The following is a 20,398-nucleotide window of genomic DNA, read 5'->3' on the forward strand; positions in this document are numbered from 1 at the left end:
CATCGACGATCGGCCCGGACGGTTCACCCGTCCGGGCCGATTGGTTTTGTGGACGCGTTGTCGGCCTAGGTCACTGATCGGTATCGGCCGGTGTGTAGAGTGGGCGTCAGATGTCTCCTACGTCAACGAAAGACGAGGTCGCGCGGTGAAGAAGCTTCTCCTGGTCGCACTGGCCGCCATCGGCGGGCTCCTCGTGTACCGCCAGATCCAGGCGGATCGCGCCGAGCAGGATCTGTGGACGGAGGCGACCGACTCCGTGCCCGCAGGTTCGGGTGTGTGAGACGCAAGATCGTCTGAAGTTCTCCGGGTGAGGCCCCGGCCGCTGTGAGCGGCCGGGGCCTCGCTCTGTTCGCGGTCGTGAAGAAATCCCGGGAAATCGGTTGCTCTCGCGAATTCCTAGGGTGTCGGGCGCGCGGCCGGGCAGGATGGGCCGGCGGCACGGGCCGCGCGGGTACGGGCGCGGCGGCGGCAGGACACGGCGAGGGGATGCGGGCGTGAACAGGCGACGGGGAGCCGGGGGTACGGGTCGGGTACGGGCCGCCGTGGTGGGCGTGCTGGGCGTGGCGCTCGGGAGCACCCTCGCGCTGCTGCCGGGCGGCGCAACGGCCGTGGCCGCCGGGACCGCCGCGGGGACCGCCGCCGGGAGCACGCCCGGGACCGGGGGCGCGTACGGCTTCGATGCGGGCGCGCGGCGGGTGAAGGGCGCCGTGTCGAACCTCGACGCCGAGCGGCTCGCCGAGCACACCACGTACCGCGACACCCTCAAGAAGGACGGCAAGCTCTACTACCGGGTCGACCTCGACGACAAGCGGAACGCGTACGTCTCCGCCGTCGCCGTGCCCCGGCCGGGCGCCCGTACCGGATACGGCGACGGCATCAAGGTGAGCCTCCAGGACGGCGCCAACTCCCAGTGCGGGTACCAGGAACGCTCGTTCGGGTCGGCCGAGTTCGGCCGGCCGATCGCCGCCTACGCCGACCGCACCCTGGAGCCGGGTTCCACCACCTGCCGCCAGGCGGGCGCCTACTACGTGCTCGTGGAGCGGGAGTCGGCGAAGGAGTCGGACCAGGGCGACTGGGAGCTGGAGATCCGTTTCGTCACGGAGCCGGGCGTCAAGAAGGCCGGACCCACCGCGCTGCCCTCCGAGTGGCCCTCCGGCACCCCGCAGCCGCCCACCGGCGGCCCCCGGCGGCGGGACGGCGGCAGCGGCTTCCACGACGCCATCGCGCTCACCCAGGGCGAGTGGCGCACCGACATCCGCCCCGGCCAGACGCTCTTCTACCGGGTGCCGGTCGACTGGGGCCAACAGCTGTTCGCCACCGCCCAGCTGGGCAACAACCCGGCGTCCGACGAGTACCTCGGCAACGCCTTCGTGCTGTCCCTGGACAACCCGGCGTACGGCCACGTCGACCAGAACACCGTGACGTACGACGGCGATCCGGCGACGATGGCGCTCGACGCGCAGCGCCCGGTGGCCTTCGAGAACCGCTTCTCCGGCAGCTACAGCACGGGCGCCATGCGGTTCGCGGGCTGGTACTACCTGTCGGCGACCCTCAGCCCCGCCGTCGCCAAGCACTACGGCGACCAGCCGCTGCCGCTGACCCTGCGGGTGAACATCACCGGACAGGCCGCGCCGGGACCGGCGTACGACGGCGCTGCCGGGGTCTTCACGGTCACCGACGACGACCGCGACGCGGCGGCCAGCGGCACCAGCGAGCCCCAGGAGGCGCGCGGCGCCACCTATCGCGTCGTCGGCCTGGCCGGGATCGGCGCGGGCACGGTGCTGCTGCTCGGCCTCGCCGTGTGGTGGCTGCTGGCCCGGCGGACGGCCGCGGCCACCGGCCCGGGGACCGGGACCGGGGCCAGGACCGGAACTACGACTGCATGAGGGCCCAGATGCCCACGGCGTAGCAGAGCAGCGCCGTGAGCAGCACCGGGACGGCGATCTTCGCGGACGGCCCGGGACGGCGCGCGACCGGCCGTCCGGCCGCCGGTGCGGGGACCGTGGCGGCCGTGACGGGCGCCGGGGCCGGGGCCGGGGCCGGGATGTGGGCCGTCGGCGTGTAGGCGGGCGGCGCGTGGGCCGGGGGCGGCGGGGGCGGCAGAGGGAAGCTGCCCGTCTCGGAGGCACCGGGCAGCGGCGGGGACGGGTACGCGTGCGCGTGCGCGTGCGGGGCGGAATGCGGGCCGGGCTGTGGGACAGGCTGCGGGACAGGATGCGGTACGGGCTGTCGTACGTCCTGCGGTACGGGCTGCGCCGGTACGGGCGCGGGGGCCGGGGTGGCGGGCCCGGCGGGCGGCGGGGCGGCCACCGGCGGGGCGGGCGCGGGGGACTCGGGGGCCCGGGGCGCCCGGGGGCCCTCCGGGGCGAAGCCCGGCGGCAGCGGGCCGATCTGGTCGAAGACCTCGACCGGCTCCTCACCGGCCACCGGCTCGGGGAGCAGCTCGACGGCCGTGTGCAGCGCCTTCCGGGCCCCGGTGGCCGTCCTGAACCGGGCCTCCGGGTCGGGCTGGAGCAGTCCGGCGAGGACCTGCCAGAGCGGCTCGGGGATGCCCAGCGGCGCGCCCGGGGTGCCGTGCTCGCGGAAGTACCGCACCAGGGCCTGGGAGTCCGGCTTGCGGCCCTGGAGGAGGTAGAGCGCGACCAGGCCGACCGCGAACAGATCGGCCGTGAAGTCGGGCTCGGCACCCATCAGCTGTTCGGGCGCGAAGTAACCGGGCGTCCCCACCACATAGTTGGTCTCGGTCAGGCGGGGCTCGCCCTTGCGCATCGAGATGCCGAAGTCGGAGAGCCGCAGATGCGGCCGCCCGGTGCCGGTCGCTTCGAGCAGGATGTTCGCGGGCTTGATGTCGCGGTGCACGACGCCTTCCGCGTGCACCGCGGCGAGCCCGGCGAGCAGCTGGTCGAGCAGGACGCACACGAACCGGGGCGGCAGCGCGCCGTAGTCCCCGATCACATGGGCCAGCGAGCCGCCCGCCACCAGGTCCATGGTGAACAGGACCTGGTCGTCGTCGGCGGCCCAGCTCGCCGGGGCCAGGACGTGCGGGTGGTCGATCCGCAACGCCTGCTCACGGACGAAACGGAGCAGGGCGTGGGCGTCGCTCTGCTGGAGCACCTTCGCCGCCACATAACGGCGGCGGCGGTGGTCCCAGGCGCGCCAGACAGCGCCGATGCCGCCCCGGCCGATCGGATCGATCAGCTCGTACCGACCAGCGAAGATCTCACCCATCGCGCTGCGCCCGCTCCCCGTACCGTCTCGGACCCTGGCTGCCGTGCTTCGGAGTTGCCCTGGAGGTGCTCCGGACGGTCGCGGCACCCGTACGGCGCCGCGACCGGCGTCAGTTCTGGTGCGACTCGTAGTGCGCGACCGCGTCGGCGGTGCGCCCGGCGCCGTACACCCGGAGGAACTCTGCCAGCTCGGGGTGGGCGGGCGCGAGGGAGTCGGCGGCCTCGATGATGTCGCCGGCGGCGGCCACGGACCGCAGCAGCGACTGGATCTCGCGGACCACCCGGCGCACGGTCGGGGCGCCACCGCTGGTGGTGGTCTGGCTGCCCGCGGTCAGCACCGAGCCGCCCTGCGACTTCTTGATCTCGTCCATCCGGTCGGTGGCCTCGGCGGCGCTGACGCTGCCGTCGGCGACCTGCCCGGCCAGCTCCTGGAGCGCCTGCACGCGCTGGACGACCGCGGGGTTGCCGATCTTGGCCCGCTGGCCGCTCATCAGCTGGGACAGCATGGGCGCGGAGAGCCCGAGCACGGCCGCCAGCCTGGCCTGATTCAGCCCGAGATCGTCGATCAGACGACGGAAGAGCGCCCCCAACGGCTCTCCGTACCAACTCCGCTGAAGCTCGCGGGCTCTCGCCGTGGCTTCCTGCTGCGCTGTATCCATTACTGCTTCTCCCCATCCCTTGGGTTCACCACTGCGAACCCCGATCAGCATCTTACGGAGCGTGGTCGCCCACGGGGAGTCCCAATCCTTTTGCGGGATACAGGGGGTGACCCGGTACTCTGTTGTCGTTCCGGGGCCTTAGCTCAGTTGGTAGAGCGCTGTCTTTGCATGGCAGATGTCAGGGGTTCGACTCCCCTAGGCTCCACGTGAACAGACCCCTCTGACCTGCGGAAACGCAGTCAGGGGGGTCTTTTTGTCCTTATTTGACGTGCTGACGTGTCAGCACTGTGACGCTGACGTAGGCCTGCGGTGACCAGTTGGGTGCGGGGCTTGAGCCGGTTTTCGCTCCCCCGTTTGATCCCCTGGAGGGCGCATCGGCTTTCCAGTTTCCTACTCGTTTGACACAATGGGTCCATGTCTGAGGCGACGTACAGCATCGGCGAGGGGCCGGCGACCCGGGTCAGCCTGTCTCTGCCCGAGGGGACTGCGGAGGCGATCCGCGCGCGGGTGGGGAAGCGGGAGTTCTCCGCGTTCATCGCCGCAGCGGTCGAGCGGGAGCTGAGGGGACAGGTGCTGGATGAGTACCTGGCCGACTACGAGAACCGCAAAGGGCCGGTGTCCGAGCAAGCGCGGCACCAGGCGCGGCAGGTGTTCGACGAGGTGTTCGCCGAGGAAGACCAGTGGCCCGCCGCAAGCTGAGCCACGAGGGAACGCTGGTCCTGGACAGCGAGGGCCTCTCCAAGCTGCTCGTCGATGACGAGAGGGTAGTGGCTCTGGTCGCGGAGGCGCGCTCGCGCGGCATGGAGGTGGTGATCTGTGCGCTCACCATCATCGAGGCCGTGCACGCCCGGACGAACAAGAACCGGCTGGGCTGGCTGCTGTCCGGACTTCGCGTGATTCCAGTGGGCGATGAGGAGGCGAAGGCGGCCTCGGCGTTGTTGATGAACGCGGGCTTACACGGACACAAGTACGCCATCGACGCGGCCGTGGCCGAGGCCGCACTGCGACAGCAGCGACCAGTGGTCATGCTGACGTCTGATGTCGACGACATGGCCAAACTCTGTGGCGAACGGGTCCGGCTCGTCACAGTGTGATGCTCGCGCGAGACGGTGAAGGCCGTCGCTCCGTGGGGGAAATCCCTTACGGGGAGACGACGTTGTAGTGCGTCGTCGATGTTTCAGGTTGTCGATGTCCAGGGACCTTGGCTAGCGTGAGAGCAGGCATGGAGCTCGGGACGGGACCTGAGCCACCGCTGATCTCTTCGGGGCACGGAGCGTCGGAACGGACCTTCGCCACCGCCTCCCACGCCCAAGTCCTTGGCTGCGGGGCACTTGCGTCCTGATAGCCGAAAGGTGCCTCTGTGACCATCTACTGTCAGCATGCCAACCGTGGTAAGACGCAGATCCTGGCTGTGCATCGGAGCGGGGACGATGTCGTGTCGTCGACCGTGACAAGCCTTGAGAGCCCGGATCTCGCAGCTCCGGTCGTCGATGCGCTCAACCGCATCTCGGCTCTCGCCACCGTTCCGGTCAGCATCTTCGATCAACGCGAAGGCCAGGTAGCCAGCTATCCCGTGAACCACTTGGCAGCGCTCACTGATCGAGCAGCGCGTGTCGATCTTCTCACCGGCGTGCACAGCCTGTGGTACGAGTCGGTCTGCCTGGAGCTCCATCAGGCGCTGACCACTTTGGACGACGCTCTTGCCGCCGTCCCGCAGCCGGTCCGGCTCGCCGTCGAGAAGGAGCTCGAGACGGAAGAACGCGAGCTACGCGACGCACTTGGCGACTACACGGAGGCAGTGCCCGTACCGGAAGGGAACAGTCGTAGCTGGGATCACGAGCAGCCCTTCGTGCCCTACGGCGGCGGTTCTCTGTTGCTGACCAACAGGTCACGAAGGCGGTTGGACCGTCAGGAGGAAGGTCTCACCGATGAACAGCGCGCGGCCGCTGTGGCGAACCTGCGGCTGCTGGTCACTGCCTTCGAGCGGAGTTCGGCCGTGGAGGCCGATTCCGGGATCTTCTCGGTCGAGTACCCCGAGATCTTCGCTGAGCCGTTCGACGAGGACCACCTCTTTTTGACTGTCCGCACTCCGGATCCCGGTGAGGCGGACGGCAGCGCATGGGACGTCGAGATCTGCCGTTGGGAGCCTGACAACCCGGACGAGGAGGGGGAAGACGAGTACAGCAGCGCCACCGGAGCATCTGTCCTCCACTGCATGCTCCCCACCGCGCCGAGTCCCGATGATGTCGCTGATCTGCTCTCCCGGCTTGCGACAGAGCCTGGAATCCTCGTCGGGTGGGCTGAGACTCAGGTCGGTGAGTTGCTTGCCGGGACGAAGTTCGCTGTCACCTCAGTGAACCGATAGGCAAGCTCGTGAACTACCCGGGTCACTCTCGCAACGGCTCAGGTACGTGTGCTGATGTGTCAGCACGGGTCCTCGGCGGAGAAGGGCCGAAACAGGATTCAGAGGCATGAGAACAGGGGCAGTTGCCCTGTTCTTCCTTGAAACCACAGGTCGGGAAGACAACGATCTCGGGTTCGACTCCCCTAGGCTCCACCGGACAGAGAAGCCCCTCCGAGCTGCGGAAACGCAGACCGGAGGGGCTTTTCGCGTTCGACGGGCCCGGGGGATCCCCAGTGGCCCAGTGGTGCCTGGGAGGAATGGGCCGGGCAGGGTGGGCCACTGCGCCCCGGCGGCCGGGCCCCCCGACCCCTGTCCAGCCGGATTGATCCGTACGAGTGGTGTTCATCGGAAGAACTGCACGGCGGCTGCGTGCCTGCGGATTTTCCGGTGGCGCGTCCCCATGATGAAGACCGTACGAAAAGCGCGCAATCAGAAATGAACCATCTGAGAACGGGCACCCGGCGCGGTCGCCCTTCCCGGATCACGGCACATCCCGGCACAACCCGGCACCACGAAAGTGAGGGGTCATCATGGCAACCGCCAAGGTCAAGCAGTTCTGGACCGCCTTCGTCTCCGTCTTCTTCGCCCTGTTCGCCGCCCTCGGCCTGGCCGCCCCGGCCGCCACCGCCGCCGCTCAGCCCGCCCTCGCCCAGGGCGACGAGCCGCGCGCCGCCGCCCGCGCCGAGCGCCCGGAGGTGTCGCTGCCCGCCCAGCGGACAGCGCATCCCACCTGGCACACCGCGCGCGGCCGGGCCCTGCCGCCCACCATCAAGCAGCGCATCGGCGCCGAGGCGCACGGCTCGTCCCCGTCGGTCCGCCACCTGCGCGACGACGCCCTGGACGGCCTCGACGCGGACGACGCCCTCGCGGGCGCGGGTGAGCTCGCCGACGCCGCGCTGACCGGCGCCGACCGCGTCGCGTAGGGCGCGGCGGGATCCTTCCTCCGCCACGCCCTCACGCTCGCCCCTGACGGGCGATGAACGACCTGTACGGGCCCCATGCGCCGTACGAGCGGTACCAGCGGAACGAGAAGTGCGAATCGCACCACTGAACGAACCGCAGGAAACGTACGACCCCGCAGGAAACGCAGGAAACGCACGATCCGCATTGCCAAGCACGACCCGCACGACCCGTACGACCAGCAGTACGAAGCGAACCCCAGCGAACAGCGACCGGGGACCAGTGACTAGCGACTGTCGTCGCGGTCCGTGGCCTCCGCAGCCTCCGCAGCCTCCGCGGCGGCCTCCTTGGCCACCACCTCGGGATCGAGTGACGCGGTATCGTCGTCGACGGACGACAGACCGGTCTCCTCGTCCACCTCGGTGGGAGCGGGCGGCTCGACCAGCCAGTCGGGGTTGGCCTGCTTGTCCCACCACATCCACGCGGCGAACGCGCCGCCGGCCAGCACGCCGAGGAGCACGACCCCCTTGGCGACGCGTCCGGCCCGTGCTCGGCGCTCATGCCGCTTCATGATCTTCTGTACGTCCCTCGGTGTCACCTGACCGCGCAGCGCGGCCCAGGCGGCGGTGGAACGCGACCCGGCCTCGTCGAGGACCGGACCGGTCGCGGCGACCGCGTGCTCGACCCGCGGGACGGTGTAGTCGGTCGCCTGCCGGGCGGCCTTGCGGGTCACGGCCGCCGCTCGATGCGCGGCTTCGTCGACCCCGGGCGGCACGTGCGGCGCCACATGGCTGGCGTACCGCAGCCGTGCCTGATCGCGTGCCTGACACGCGGCCCTGGATACCTTCGGGGCGAATTTGACGCGCGCTTCGTGCGCGTAATGAACGGCCTGGTCACGGGCCGTGCCTGCGTACGGCGCCACCACTTCCGCGGCGTGCAGGACGCTCTCCTTCGCCGAACCTGTGGCGGCGCGCACGCTGTCCATGCGGGTCACGGGATTCCTCCTCCTCGGTGGCGATGTCGGTTTTTCACCTTTCCATCCTTTTCGGAATCATGCCTGTCCGACCGCGGTCCGGCATGCGGGGCGGGCATCCGGGGCATGCGGGCATGCGAGGATGCGACTCGCAGGACAGCAGGGTGAGCCGTACGAGCGCGGTACGAGCGCCCGTACGAGCAGGACGAGCCGGAGGAAGACGGAACGTGGCAGAGCAGCTGTACGCGACGCTGAAGACCAGCCTGGGCGACATCGAGATCCGGCTGCTGCCGTTCCACGCGCCCAAGACGGTGCGGAACTTCGTCGAGCTCGCCAAGGGCGAGCGGGAGTGGACCGACCCGACGACCGGGGAGCGTTCGACCGCCCCGCTGTACGACGGCACGGTCTTCCACCGGGTCATCGAGGGCTTCATGATCCAGGGCGGCGACCCGCTGGGGAACGGCACCGGCGGCCCGGGCTACGAGTTCGCCGACGAGTTCCACCCCGAGCTCTTCTTCGACAAGCCGTACCTGCTGGCGATGGCCAACGCGGGCCCCGGCACCAACGGCTCCCAGTTCTTCATCACGGTCGGCGCGACGACCTGGCTGAACCGCAAGCACACGATCTTCGGCGAGGTCGTCGGCGCGGCCGGCAAGAAGGTCGTCGACGCGATCGCCACCACCCCGGTCAACCCGCGCACCGAGCGCCCGGTCGAGGACGTCGTCATCGAGACCGTCGTGATCGAGAGCCGCTGACGCCGCAGGCCCGCCGACGCCGTAGGCCCGCCGACGTCTCGGGCCCGTGGGTCCAGGCCCGCCGACGTCGCGGGCCCGTGGGTCCAGGCCCGTCGGCCCGTACGTCCGCAGGCCCGTACGTCCGCAGGTGTCCGCACGTCCGCAGGCCCGTACGTCCGCGGGTCCAGGCCCGCCCGCGCCCCGGGAACCTTCGCGCCCCGCCCGTCCGTCAGGAGGGCGGGGCGATCTGCTGGCCCGCCCCCGGCCCCCGGCCGCCCCCTGCTCAACGGAAGGACTCCCATGGACCCGCAGTCCGGTCTGCCGCGCTGCTACCGCCATCCCGACGTCGAGACCGGCATCCGCTGCACCCGCTGCGAGAAGCCGATCTGCCCGCGGTGCATGGTCTCCGCGTCGGTCGGCTTCCAGTGCCCGGACTGTGTGCGCGGCGGCTCGGGCACCGGGCACGCGCCCGACGCCCATCAGCCGCGGACGCTCGCGGGCGGCCGGATCGCGGGTGACGGGCGGCTGGTCACCAAGGTCCTGATCGCGCTCAACCTCTTCCTGTTCATCGCCGCCCAGCTGGGCGGGAACCGGTTCGTGGACGAGCTGGTGATGATCGGCTACGCCTACAACCCGCTGCTCGGCGAGGTGGTGGGGGTCGCGGACGGCGAGTGGTACCGGCTGATCACCTCCACCTTCCTGCACCAGGAGGTGGCCCACTTCGTCTTCAACATGATCGGTCTGTGGGTGATCGGCGGGATCGTCGAGCCCGAGCTCGGCCGGATCCGCTACGCGGTCCTGTGTCTGCTCTCCGGTCTGTCCGGCTCGGTCCTGGTCTATCTGGTCGCCGCCCCGAACCAGGCGTCGCTCGGCGCCTCCGGCATCGTCTTCGGCCTGATCGGCTCGTGGGTGGTGCTCGCCAGGCGGCGGCGCTACGACATGCGTCCGGTGATGCTGTTCGTGGCGATCTCGCTGGTCTTCACCTTCGCCAGGCCCGGGGTCTCCTGGGAGGCGCACATCGGCGGTCTGGTGGCCGGCGCGCTGATCACGTACGGGATGGTGCACGCGCCGCGGGCCCGGCGGGACCTGGTGCAGTACGGGGTGTGCGGGCTGATGGTGCTGCTCGACCTGGCGCTGATCCTGGGCAGGACCGCCGCGCTCACCTGAGCGGGGACGGTTGTGGACGAGCTTCGGGGAAAGCTTTCCCCAGAGTTATCCACAGTGCGTGGCCGGTCCGCCACGCTTATCGGGACATGACGAAGCCCCCCACCTCTGACCAGGCATTATCTGGCGAGGCTGGGGGGCGAACCGTTCCGTCCGGGATCTTCTTCCGGTCGTACCGGCGTCAACACGGTGTGAGTTATCCACAGATCGTCGTAAGTTATCCAGTGCTGTGCACAACACTGTGGATAACTCAGGGCAGAGCTTGTGGTGGCGGCGCTACTTCCACTGCGTGGAGACGCCGAACCCGGCGGCGATGAAGCCGAAGCCCACCACGATGTTCCAGTTGTTGATGGACTTGAGCGGCAGCGTGCCGTCGGTGACGTAGAAGACCACGATCCACACCAGACCGATGGCGAACAGCGCCAGCATCACCGGCGCCACCCAGCTGCGATTCGTCAGCTTGATGGTCGCGGCCTGCTTGCTGCCGGTGGCGGTGGGAGGCGTGTAATCGGCCTTCTTGCGGATCCGTGACTTCGGCACGAGGGACTCTCCTGTCGATGCGCTGCGTGACCGCGCAGGGAACTGTGGCTGGCGCCGGGCCGGACGGATGCGATGGACGACGGAGCGGACCGCTGCGTCCCCCGGGCGTCCGTTAGCGTAGTGCTTCCGCGGCACCGAAGGGGATCAGGGTACGTTGAGCAATTCCGCCGACACTCCCGCAGGGCCGGGCCGAAGCCTCAGGTGGCGCCCGGTCCGGGTGCTGACGGCTGCCGTTTTCGCCCTCGCCGGACTGATTTTCGTGACCAGCTTCAACACCGCCAAGGGCACCAACATCCGCACCGACGCGTCGCTCCTGAGGCTCTCCGACCTGATCGAGGAGCGCAGCCACAAGAACGCCGCCCTCGACGAGTCCGCCGCCGGACTCCGGCAGCAGGTCGACGCCCTCGCCGCCCGCGACGACGGCTCCACCAAGGCCCAGGACGACCGGCTGCGCGCCCTGGCGGGCGCCGCGGGCACCACGGAGACCTCGGGCAGCGGCGTCACCGTCACCCTCAACGACGCCCCGCCGAACGCCCAGGCCGCCCCCGGCTACCCCGAGCCGCAGGCCAACGACCTGGTCATCCACCAGCAGGACCTCCAGGCCGTCGTCAACGCGCTGTGGCAGGGCGGCGCCCAGGGCATCAAGGTCATGGACCAGCGGCTCATCTCCACCAGCGCCGTGCGCTGCGTCGGCAACACCCTGATCCTCCAGGGCCGCGTCTACTCGCCGCCCTACAAGATCACCGCCGTCGGTGACCGCGACACCCTCACCAAGGCGCTCTCCGACTCCCCGGCGATCCAGAACTACCAGCTGTACGTGAAGGCGTACGGCCTCGGCTGGAAAGTCGACGAGCACAAGGCGGTGACTCTCCCCGGCTACTCCGGCACAGTGGACCTCCACTACGCGAAGCCGGTGAGCTGACCGGCGGGAGGAGCCGGGTGGCGTGACGGGCACGGGGACAGGCGCGGGGACAGGCGCGGTGGCGGTCCGGCTGGTCGTACGGAGCCTCAGCGAGCTCTGCATCACGGTCGGCGCCCTGATCGTCCTCTTCGTCGTCTACGTCATGTACTGGACCGGGGTCCAGGCCGACGGCGCCACCGCGAGCCAGCTCGACCAGCTCCAGCGGGAGTGGGTGGACGGCCCCGTCGAGGCCCCGCCCGCACCCGCACCGGATGCGACGGTGACCAAGGCCCCCGCGCCGCCGCCCGCCGGCAGACCGGACCCCGCTGGCAGGCCGGCCCCCGCCGCCAGGCCGTACACGACGGGCAAGGGCTTCGCCGTCATGTACGTGCCCCGGCTCGGCCGGGACTGGGAATGGCCGGTCCTTCAGGGGACCGCGACCGGCGTCCTGAAGAAGGGCCTCGGCCACTACGCGAACACCGCCCGGCTCGGCCAGACCGGCAACTTCTCCGTCGCCGGTCACCGCCGCACCTACGGAGACCCGTTCAAGGACTTCCCCCGGCTGCGCAAGGGTGACGCCGTCGTCCTCACCGACGGGACGACCTGGTACACGTACCGGATCGACCGCGCCCCCTACCGGACCGTGCCGACCGACGTCGCCGTCATCGACCCGGTGCCGCGCAAGTCCGGCTTCAAGGGGCCGGGCCGCTATCTCACCCTCACCACCTGCGACCCCGAGTGGGGCAGCAGCCACCGTCTGATCGTCTGGGCGCACCTCGACGCCACCCAGCCCGTCTCGGCCGGTCGTCCACAGGCTTTGGACAGCTGACCCCCGAGCGCCCCCGCGCCCCGTACTCTGGTGCCGTAAACGAACGGAGAGGGGCTGCGGACGTCATGTACGGATGGATCTGGCGGCATCTGCCGGGCAACGCCTGGGTGAAGGCGCTGATCTCGGTCGTGCTCGTCCTCGCGGTCGTCTACGCCCTTTTCCAGTACGTGTTCCCCTGGGCGGAGCCGCTGCTTCCGTTCAACGATGTGACGGTGGACGGGCAGTGAGCGCGCGCATTCTCGTCGTCGACAACTACGACAGCTTCGTCTTCAACCTCGTGCAGTACCTGTACCAGCTCGGTGCCGAGTGCGAGGTGCTCCGCAACGACGAGGTGGAGCTGGCCCACGCCCAGGACGGCTTCGACGGCGTGCTGCTCTCGCCGGGACCCGGCGCGCCCGAGCAGGCCGGTGTCTGCATCGACATGGTCCGCCACTGCGCCGCCACCGGCGTGCCCGTCTTCGGCGTCTGCCTCGGCATGCAGTCGATGGCCGTGGCGTACGGCGGCGTCGTCGACCGCGCCCCCGAGCTGCTGCACGGCAAGACCTCGCCCGTGCACCACGGCGGCAAGGGCGTCTTCGCCGGCCTCCCCTCGCCGTTCACCGCCACCCGCTACCACTCGCTGGCCGCCGAGCCCGCCGCCCTGCCGGACGAGCTCGAGGTCACGGCGCGCACCGAGGACGGCATCATCATGGGCCTGCGCCACCGGGAACTCGCGGTCGAAGGCGTCCAGTTCCACCCCGAGTCGGTGCTCACCGAGCACGGCCACCTGATGCTCGCCAACTGGCTGGAGCAGTGCGGCGACACGGGCGCGGTCGCGCGGTCGACGGGCCTCGCGCCGGTGGTGGGCAAGGCCGTCGCGTGACGACCGGGTCGCCGTGGTTCCGGGCGACGAACACCCCGGACGAGCCGGGGCGGGAATCGGAGCGGGGAGCCACGTCGGGGCAGGGGCCTGAGCCGATGGCCGGACCGGCGGCCGGGTCGATACCCGGACCCGGGCCGGGGCCGTTGCCCGGGCCGCTGCCCGGACCCATGCCGGAGTACGTGACGCCTCCCGCGCCGTACGAGGCCGAGACGGCCGTCTTCGAGGCGATCGAGGCGATACCGGCGTACGGGGCCCCCGAGGCCCCACAACAGCCTCAGGAGCCCTACCAGGCCCCGTACGAGCCCTCCGTGCACGAGACCGAGACAGGGACCGGGACCGGGACCGGGACCTACGAGTCGTACCCGCCGTACGAGCCGCCGGCCGGCCCCGATCCGTCGACCATGGCGCTGCGCGCCGTCGAGGACGGACCCGCGCCCGCTCCCGTACCGCCGTCCGGCCCCGGGCGGGCCGAGCGGCGCCGCGCCGCGAAGCGCAAGGGCGGCGGGGGCGGCGGAGGCGTCGCCGGGACGGCCGCCGTGGGCGCGGGCGGGGGCGTGGGCGCCGGTACGCCGCCGGGGCGCCCGCTCACCCGGGTCGAGGCCCGCCGGGCCGCCCGCGCCGCCAAGGACAGCCTCGGTGTCGTCCTCAGCCGGGTCGTCGGCGAACTCTTCATCAGCTTCGGCGTGGTGATGCTCCTGTTCGTCACCTACCAGCTGTGGTGGACCAACGTCCGTGCCGGACAGGCCACCGACAAGGCCAAGCAGGAGATCGAGAACTCCTGGCAGCAGGACCCCGGCCAGGCCGAGGGACCGGGCGCGTTCGAACCCGGCAAGGGCTTCGCCATCATGTACATCCCCAAGCTCGACGTCGTCGTGCCCGTCGCCGAGGGCATCAGCAAGACCAAGGTGCTCGACAAGGGCATGGTCGGCCACTACGGCGAGGGCAAGCTGAAGACCGCCATGCCCGCCGACAAGCAGGGCAACTTCGCGGTCGCCGGACACCGCAACACCCACGGCGAGCCGTTCCGGTACATCAACCAGCTGAAGCCCGGCGACCCGATCGTCGTCGAGACCCGCGACGCCTACTACACGTACGAGATGGCGAGCATCCTGCCGCAGACCGCGCCGTCGAACGTCTCGGTCATCGACCCCGTGCCGAAGGGCTCCGGCTTCACCGGGCCCGGCCGCTATCTGACGCTCACCACCTGCACGCCCGAATTCACCAGTACATATCGGATGATCGTGTGGGGAAAGCTGGTCGACGAACGGCCGCGCGACAAGGGGAAGCCCAAGGCGCTCGTAGGCTGATCCCCAGTACCGAGACCACCCACCTTTCGGACGGGACGACCTAGTGGCACGAGCGCGCAACCGGATCGCCGGGATGATCAGCGTCTTCGGTGAACTCCTCATCACCGCGGGCCTCATCCTCGGCCTCTTCGTCGTCTACTCGCTGTGGTGGACCAACGTGCTCGCCGACCGGGCCGCCGACAAGCAGGGCGACCAGGTCCGCGACCACTGGGCCGCCACCGGTCCCGGCGCGCTCGACACCAAGGACGGCATCGGCTTCCTCCACGTGCCCGCCATGGGCCGCGGCGAGGTGCTCGTGAAGAAGGGCACCGACACCGACACCCTCAACGGCGGTGTCGCCGGCTACTACACCGACCCGATCAAGTCCGCCCTGCCGCAGGACAAGCAGGGCAACTTCACGCTCGCCGCGCACCGCGACGGCCACGGCGCCAAGTTCCACAACATCCACAAGCTGAGGACCGGCGACGCCATCGTCTTCGAGTCCAAGGACACCTGGTACGTCTACAAGGTCTACAAGACCCTCCCGGAGACCACCAAGTACAACGTGGACGTCCTCCAGCAGGTCCCCAAGGAGTCCGGGAAGACCAAGCCCGGCCGCTACATCACGCTCACCACCTGCACCCCGATGTACACCTCGGACTACCGCTACATCGTGTGGGGCGAGCTGACCCGTACGGAGAAGGTCGACGCCCGGCGCACGCCCCCGGCGGAGCTGCGCTGACCCTCCGGCCCGCTACGACCGAGCCCCCGGCATCGTGGATGCCGGGGGCTCGGTCGTAGGCCAGTCGTAGGCCAGTCGTAGGGCCGGGGGGGGGTCAGCCGAAGAACCCGCCGCCTCCGTCGCCACCGTTGTTGCCGTCGTCGTTGCCGCCGACCGTGAACACGGTGACCGTGTCACCGGCGTTCACCATCGAACCGGCCGGCGGGTTGGAGCCCATGACCGTCGCGTTCCCCTTGTCGGAGCCCTGCTGCGACACGTTCAGACCGAGCGCCTCCAGCTGCGCCTTGACCTCGTTGAACTTCTTGCCCTGGATGTCGGTCGGGATCTGGACCTGCTGCTGCTGAGGCCCCTTCGAGACCCGCAGCTTCACCTCCGAACCCGCCGGCGCCTTCTGGTTGCCGTCCGGGCTCTGCCCGATGACCTGGTCCTTGGGCTGGTCGGAGTCCACATACTCGGTGACCACGGAGAAGCCGAGCTGCTTGAGCTGCTGCTCCGCCGACGACAGCTGGTTGCCGACGACCGGCGGCACCGTCTTCTGTGCCTGCTTCGACACCGTGATGGTGACCGTCGAGTTCTTCTCGGCCTTGGTGCTGCCCTCAGGGCTCTGCTTCAGCACCTTGCCGGGGTCCTCGTCGGACTCCTCCTGCTCGACGACGACCTTGAAGCCCTTGCCCTTCAGGGTCTCCTCGGCGCGGTCCTGCGACTGCTCGACGACATCCGGCACCTCGACCTGCGGGGCGCCCTCGGACACCACCACGGAGACCGTGTCACCGGAGTTCATCTTCGCGGTCGGCGCCGCCTCGGGCGTCTGGCTGCAGATCATGCCCTTCGGCTGCTCACAGCGCTCGGTGCCCGACTGCTGCACCTTGACCTGAGCGTTCGCCGCCAGGCCCTCCGCGTCCTTCAGCGACTTGCCGACGAACGACGGCACCGGCACCTGCGGCGTCTCGTCCTTGCCGTCGAGCAGCGACGTACCGATCAGGATCGCGCCGACCAGCACCAGCACACCGGCCAGCACCAGCAGGATCGTCGACGTGTTCGACTTCTTCTGCCGACGGCGGCCCGGACGGTCGTCGTACCCGCCGTACCCGCCGTCGTCCGGGTTCACCGGCGGCAGCATCGTGGTCTGGCCCGCCGGGTGCTCGGCCTGCCGCAGCGCCGTCGTCGGCTGGTCGTCCGGCGGATAGCCGCCGTAACCGCCGCCGTAGCCGACCGCGCCCATCGCGGCGGTCGCCGCCACCGGCTGCCCGTCCAGGCACGCCTCGATGTCCGCGCGCATCTCGTCGGCGGACTGGTAGCGGTAGTCGGGGTCCTTGACCAGCGCCTTGAGGACGATCGCGTCCATCTCGGGGGTGATCTCGGGGTCGTACACGCTCGGCGGCTGCGGCTCCTCGCGCACATGCTGGTACGCGACGGCCACCGGCGAGTCACCGATGAACGGCGGCCGCACGGTCAGCAGCTCGTAGAGCAGACAGCCGGTGGAGTACAGGTCGGAGCGGGCGTCGACCTGCTCGCCCTTCGCCTGCTCCGGGGAGAGGTACTGCGCGGTGCCGATGACCGCCGAGGTCTGCGTCATGGTCATGCCCGCGTCGCCCATGGCGCGCGCGATGCCGAAGTCCATGACCTTGACCTGACCGGTGCGGGTCAGCATCACGTTCGCGGGCTTGATGTCACGGTGCACGATCCCGGCGCGGTGCGAGTACTCCAGCGCCTGCAGGATCCCGACGGTCATCTCCAGCGTGCGCTCGGGCAGCAGCTTGCGCCCGGAGTGCAGCAGCTCACGCAGGGTCGAACCGTCGACGTACTCCATCACGATGTACGGGATGGAGACCCCGTCGACGTAGTCCTCGCCGGTGTCGTAGACCGCGACGATCGCCGGATGGTTCAGCGAAGCGGCCGACTGGGCCTCACGGCGGAACCGGGCCTGGAAGGACGGGTCACGGGCGAGATCCGCCCGCAGCGTCTTCACGGCGACGGTGCGGCCGAGCCGGGTGTCATGCGCGAGGTACACCTCGGCCATGCCACCACGGCCGAGCACCGAGCCCAGCTCGTACCGGCCGCCGAGGCGACGCGGCTCTTCCATAGCTTCTCCAGCCCTCTCCGTCTGTCCCGACCGCACCCGTGTGTGGTCCGGCGGTGTGTGCTGTTCGCGCATACGCTACCGGCCGCGAGGAGGCGGATCGTCCGCCGACCGCCACCTGATACCCGACCGGTATGCGGCCGGGACGGGGGTCGCGGTCGGCCGCGGCCGACCGCGGTCCCCCGGCCGGAGGATCAGCTCTTGCCCTTCACGACCGCCTTCATCACGGCCTTCGCGATCGGCGCCGCGAGACCGCCACCGGTGATGTCCTCACGGTCGGTGCCCGCCGAGTCCTCGACGATCACGGCGACCGCGACCGGCGAACCCTCCGCGCTCTTCGCGTACGAGATGAACCAGGCGTACGGGCGCTTCGCGTTCTTCTCGCCGTGCTGCGCCGTACCCGTCTTGCCGCCGACCCGCACCCCGTCCATCTTCAGGTCGGCGTTGCCGCCGGTGCCGTTCTGGACGACGTTCTCCATCATCTTCTGGAGCTGCTGCGCGGTCGCCTGCGAGACCGGGCGGCTCAGCTCCTCGGGCTCCGTCTTCTTGATGATGTCGAGGTTCGGCGCCCGCAGCTCGTCCACCATGTACGGCTTCATCAGCTTGCCGTCATTGGCGATCGCCGCCGTCACCATCGCCATCTGCAGCGGAGTCGTCGCCGTGTTGAACTGGCCGATCGACGACAGCGCGTTGCCACCGCGGTCGGCCTTCTTGTCGTAGACGGAGGCGACGGCACGCACCGGGGTGAACTGCTCGGCGTTGAAACCGAACTTCTCGGCCATCTCGACCATCTTGTCGCGGCCGACGTCGTCACCGAGCTTCGCGAAGACCGAGTTGCAGGAGATCTCAAGCGCGCGGTTCAGGCTCGCGTTGGCGCAGCCGGTCGCGTGGTTGACCATCTCCTTGGTGGAGAGCGGAATCTTCCACCCGTCCGGGGTGTCGGTCGCCGCGTTGATGTCGGTGACCTTGCCGTTCTCCAGCGCCGCCGCGGCCGTGACCACCTTGAACACCGAACCCGGCGGGTAGATCTCGCGCAGCGCGCGGTTCAGCTTCGGCTTCTCCTTGTCCTTCTCCAGCGCCTGCCACGCCTTGGCGTCGGCGTTGTGGTAGCCCGCGAAGGACGCCGGGTCGTACGACGGCGTCGACGCCAGCGCCAGGATCTTGCCCGTCGACGGCTCGATCGCGACGACCGCGCCCGTCTTCGAACCGAGCCCCTTGAAGGCGGCCTTCTGCGCGGCCTCGTTCAGGGTGGTGACGACGTCGCCACCCTTCTTCTTGTCGCCCGTGAACATCGACATCGTGCGGTCGAAGAACAGCCGGTCGTCGTTGCCGGTGAGGATGCCGTCCTCGATCTTCTCGATCTGGCTGGCATCGAACGCCTGCGACGCGTACCCGGTGACCGGCGCCCACATGGGGCCGTCCACATAGGTCCGCTTGTACTTGTAGAACGTGTCGCCCGAGTCGACGGAGCCGGTGATCTCCTTGCCGCCGCTGACGATGATGTTGCCGCGCTCGTTGGAGTACCGCTCGATCGTCACCCGCTTGTTCTTCGGGTGCGCGTTCAGCTCGTCGGCACGCACGTACTGGAGCCAGTTGTCCCGTACGAGCAGGGCGAAGATCAGCAGGCCGCAGAAGATCGCGACGCGGCGCAGTGGCTTGTTCACGGACGGACCACCTGCGTCATCTCGGCATCGGGGTTCGGGGCGGGGGACGGCGCGGGGCGGCGCGCGGTGTCACTGATCCGGATCAGCACACCGATCAGCGCCCAGTTGGCGATCACGGACGAGCCACCGTACGCGAGGAACGGCATCGTCATACCGGTCAGCGGGATGAGCCCCATCACGCCACCGGCGACGACGAACACCTGGAGCGCGAAGGCGCCGGACAGGCCCATCGCGAGCAGCTTGCCGAACGGGTCGCGGGCGGCGAGGGCGGTGCGCACACCGCGCTCGATGATCAGGCCGTAGATCAGCAGGAAGACCATCACACCGGCGAGACCCAGCTCCTCGCCGACCGTGGCGAAGATGAAGTCGGAGTTCGCGGCGAAGCCGACCAGGTCCGAGTTGCCCTGCCCGAGGCCGGTGCCGAGGATGCCGCCGGAGCCGAACGACATCAGCACCTGCGTCATCTGGTCGCAGGCCATCGCCATGTTCGTGCCCTCGGGGGCCGTCTTCAGGCACTCGAACGGGTCGAGCCAGGCCGCCACACGCGACTGCACGTGGGACGCGGTCGAACCGACCACCACCGCACCGGCCGTCGACATCAGCAGACCCATGACGACCCAGCTGGTCCGCTCCGTCGCCACGTACAGCATGATCACGAACATGCCGAAGAACAGCAGCGAGGTTCCGAGGTCGTTCTCGAAGACCAGGATCAGCAGGCTGATCGCCCAGATCGTCAGGATCGGCCCGAGGTCACGGCCACGCGGCAGGTAGAGCCCCATGAAGCGGCGGCTGGCCAGCGCCAGCGCGTCCCTCTTCACCATCAGATAGCCGGAGAAGAACACCGCCAGGACCAGCTTGGCGAACTCACCGGGCTGGATCGAGAAACCACCGACGTTGATCCAGATCTTGGCGCCGAACACGTCCGCGCCGAGCCCCGGCACCAGCGGCAGCAGCAGCAGCACGAGCGCCGCCACCATCGAGATGTACGTGTAGCGCTGCAGCACCCGGTGGTCCTTCAGGAGCAGCAGCACACCGACGAACATGGCGATGCCGATCGCCGAGTACATCATCTGGTTCGGCGCGTCAGGGGTGAACGTCTTGTAGCGCGCGATGATCCGCGGCGACTGGTCGAGCCGCCAGATCAGCACCAGGCCCAGACCGTTCAGCAACGTCGCGAGCGGCAGCAGCAGCGGATCCGAGTACGGCGCCCACTTGCGCACCACGAGGTGCGCCACACCCGCGAGCAGCGCCAGGCCCGCCCCGTACCCGAGCATGCCCGGCGGCACCTTGCCGTCGATCGCGAGACCGACGTTGAGGTACGCGAACACCGGGATGGCCACGGCGAACGCGAGCAGCGCGAGCTCGGTGTTCCGGCGGCTCGGCGCCTCGATGGCGCCGATGGTGGTCGTGTTGGTGACAACGCTCATGGTGGT

Annotated in this window: 21 protein-coding genes and 1 tRNA gene; 15 read left to right on the plus strand and 7 right to left on the minus strand. The window is 69.7% G+C overall.

Translation table 11 applies throughout. The features are described 5' to 3' along the window. Positions 1-145 precede the first annotated feature (145 nt). Both ACIPXM_RS26885 and ACIPXM_RS26890 read left to right on the plus strand, forming a co-directional pair. Positions 146-280: a DLW-39 family protein gene (locus ACIPXM_RS26885; protein ID WP_003958712.1), complete on the plus strand. Its 135-nt coding sequence runs from the start codon at positions 146-148 to the stop codon at positions 278-280. Positions 281-494: 214 nt separating this feature from the next. Then, the gene (locus ACIPXM_RS26890) at positions 495-1,886 is read left to right on the plus strand and encodes a hypothetical protein (protein WP_401660226.1); all 1,392 of its coding nucleotides are present in this window, start codon (positions 495-497) and stop codon (positions 1,884-1,886) included. Here the strand turns inward: ACIPXM_RS26890 and ACIPXM_RS26895 are convergent. After that, positions 1,873-3,228, minus strand: a complete 1,356-nt coding sequence (locus ACIPXM_RS26895; RefSeq protein WP_401660229.1) for a serine/threonine-protein kinase — start codon at positions 3,226-3,228, stop codon at positions 1,873-1,875. The two genes, ACIPXM_RS26890 and ACIPXM_RS26895, sit on opposite strands and share 14 nt — an antisense overlap. A gap of 109 nt (positions 3,229-3,337) precedes the next feature. Continuing rightward, a complete protein-coding gene (locus ACIPXM_RS26900; protein ID WP_401660232.1) occupies positions 3,338-3,886 on the minus strand; it encodes a helix-turn-helix domain-containing protein in 549 nt (182 codons plus the stop codon). Positions 3,887-4,018: 132 nt separating this feature from the next. Between ACIPXM_RS26900 and ACIPXM_RS26905 the strand changes: the two genes are divergently transcribed. From ACIPXM_RS26905 to ACIPXM_RS26925, 5 genes are all read left to right on the plus strand, one after another. Further along, positions 4,019-4,091 (plus strand) — tRNA-Ala (locus ACIPXM_RS26905). Between the two features lie 209 nt (positions 4,092-4,300). Beyond that, entirely contained in the window at positions 4,301-4,585 is a 285-nt protein-coding gene (locus tag ACIPXM_RS26910) for a hypothetical protein (RefSeq protein WP_401660234.1), read from the plus strand. Then, positions 4,567-4,980: a DNA-binding protein gene (locus ACIPXM_RS26915; protein WP_401660237.1), complete on the plus strand. Its 414-nt coding sequence runs from the start codon at positions 4,567-4,569 to the stop codon at positions 4,978-4,980. The genes ACIPXM_RS26910 and ACIPXM_RS26915 overlap by 19 nt, the downstream gene beginning before the upstream one ends. Positions 4,981-5,246: 266 nt before the next feature. Further along, positions 5,247-6,251: a hypothetical protein gene (locus ACIPXM_RS26920; protein ID WP_401660240.1), complete on the plus strand. Its 1,005-nt coding sequence runs from the start codon at positions 5,247-5,249 to the stop codon at positions 6,249-6,251. 569 nt (positions 6,252-6,820) lie between these two features. Continuing rightward, entirely contained in the window at positions 6,821-7,213 is a 393-nt protein-coding gene (locus tag ACIPXM_RS26925) for a DUF6344 domain-containing protein (protein ID WP_401660242.1), read from the plus strand. Positions 7,214-7,476: 263 nt separating this feature from the next. Here the strand turns inward: ACIPXM_RS26925 and ACIPXM_RS26930 are convergent, their stop codons facing one another. Continuing rightward, positions 7,477-8,184: a DUF5324 family protein gene (locus tag ACIPXM_RS26930; protein WP_401660245.1), complete on the minus strand. Its 708-nt coding sequence runs from the start codon at positions 8,182-8,184 to the stop codon at positions 7,477-7,479. Positions 8,185-8,390: 206 nt separating this feature from the next. On the opposite strand from ACIPXM_RS26930, the gene ACIPXM_RS26935 reads away from it, so the two are divergent. Together ACIPXM_RS26935 and ACIPXM_RS26940 are read left to right on the plus strand one after the other, a co-directional pair. Continuing rightward, positions 8,391-8,918 (plus strand): peptidylprolyl isomerase, encoded by a 528-nt coding sequence (locus tag ACIPXM_RS26935; RefSeq protein WP_401660248.1) that lies wholly within the window; start codon positions 8,391-8,393, stop codon positions 8,916-8,918. A gap of 279 nt (positions 8,919-9,197) precedes the next feature. Continuing rightward, a complete protein-coding gene (locus tag ACIPXM_RS26940; protein ID WP_401660250.1) occupies positions 9,198-10,064 on the plus strand; it encodes a rhomboid family intramembrane serine protease in 867 nt (288 codons plus the stop codon). Positions 10,065-10,337: 273 nt separating this feature from the next. On the opposite strand, the gene crgA is transcribed toward ACIPXM_RS26940, so the two are convergent. Continuing rightward, complete coding sequence (gene crgA / locus ACIPXM_RS26945; protein ID WP_401660253.1) at positions 10,338-10,601, minus strand: cell division protein CrgA; 264 nt, start codon at positions 10,599-10,601, stop codon at positions 10,338-10,340. 154 nt (positions 10,602-10,755) lie between these two features. On the opposite strand from crgA, the gene ACIPXM_RS26950 reads away from it, so the two are divergent. The 6 genes from ACIPXM_RS26950 (at position 10,756) to ACIPXM_RS26975 (ending at position 15,221) form a co-directional block, all read left to right on the plus strand. Further along, positions 10,756-11,523: a DUF881 domain-containing protein gene (locus tag ACIPXM_RS26950; RefSeq protein ID WP_401660256.1), complete on the plus strand. Its 768-nt coding sequence runs from the start codon at positions 10,756-10,758 to the stop codon at positions 11,521-11,523. A 58-nt stretch (positions 11,524-11,581) separates the two neighbouring features. Then, the gene (locus tag ACIPXM_RS26955; protein ID WP_401660402.1) at positions 11,582-12,331 is read left to right on the plus strand and encodes a class E sortase; all 750 of its coding nucleotides are present in this window, start codon (positions 11,582-11,584) and stop codon (positions 12,329-12,331) included. A 65-nt stretch (positions 12,332-12,396) separates the two neighbouring features. After that, the gene (locus ACIPXM_RS26960; RefSeq protein ID WP_169092881.1) at positions 12,397-12,558 is read left to right on the plus strand and encodes a hypothetical protein; all 162 of its coding nucleotides are present in this window, start codon (positions 12,397-12,399) and stop codon (positions 12,556-12,558) included. Continuing rightward, a complete protein-coding gene (locus ACIPXM_RS26965; RefSeq protein WP_401660259.1) occupies positions 12,555-13,193 on the plus strand; it encodes an aminodeoxychorismate/anthranilate synthase component II in 639 nt (212 codons plus the stop codon). Before ACIPXM_RS26960 ends, ACIPXM_RS26965 begins: the two co-directional genes overlap by 4 nt. Next, complete coding sequence (locus ACIPXM_RS26970) at positions 13,190-14,500, plus strand: class E sortase (protein WP_401660261.1); 1,311 nt, start codon at positions 13,190-13,192, stop codon at positions 14,498-14,500. The genes ACIPXM_RS26965 and ACIPXM_RS26970 overlap by 4 nt, the downstream gene beginning before the upstream one ends. A 43-nt stretch (positions 14,501-14,543) precedes the next feature. Next, positions 14,544-15,221: a class E sortase gene (locus tag ACIPXM_RS26975; RefSeq protein WP_401660264.1), complete on the plus strand. Its 678-nt coding sequence runs from the start codon at positions 14,544-14,546 to the stop codon at positions 15,219-15,221. Between the two features lie 94 nt (positions 15,222-15,315). Here ACIPXM_RS26975 and pknB read toward each other — a convergent pair whose 3' ends face one another. The 3 genes from pknB to ACIPXM_RS26990 form a co-directional block, all read right to left on the minus strand. Continuing rightward, on the minus strand, positions 15,316-17,304 hold the full coding sequence (pknB, locus tag ACIPXM_RS26980) for a Stk1 family PASTA domain-containing Ser/Thr kinase (RefSeq protein ID WP_401660266.1): 1,989 nt from the start codon (positions 17,302-17,304) through the stop codon (positions 15,316-15,318). 191 nt (positions 17,305-17,495) lie between these two features. Next, positions 17,496-18,965, minus strand: a complete 1,470-nt coding sequence (locus ACIPXM_RS26985) for a peptidoglycan D,D-transpeptidase FtsI family protein (protein WP_401660269.1) — start codon at positions 18,963-18,965, stop codon at positions 17,496-17,498. Next, the gene (locus tag ACIPXM_RS26990; RefSeq protein ID WP_401660271.1) at positions 18,962-20,392 is read right to left on the minus strand and encodes an FtsW/RodA/SpoVE family cell cycle protein; all 1,431 of its coding nucleotides are present in this window, start codon (positions 20,390-20,392) and stop codon (positions 18,962-18,964) included. Before ACIPXM_RS26990 ends, ACIPXM_RS26985 begins: the two co-directional genes overlap by 4 nt. Positions 20,393-20,398: the final 6 nt, after the last annotated feature.

The sequence above is a fragment of the Streptomyces sp. NPDC090025 genome (assembly GCF_044748125.1).
Classification (GTDB): domain Bacteria; phylum Actinomycetota; class Actinomycetes; order Streptomycetales; family Streptomycetaceae; genus Streptomyces.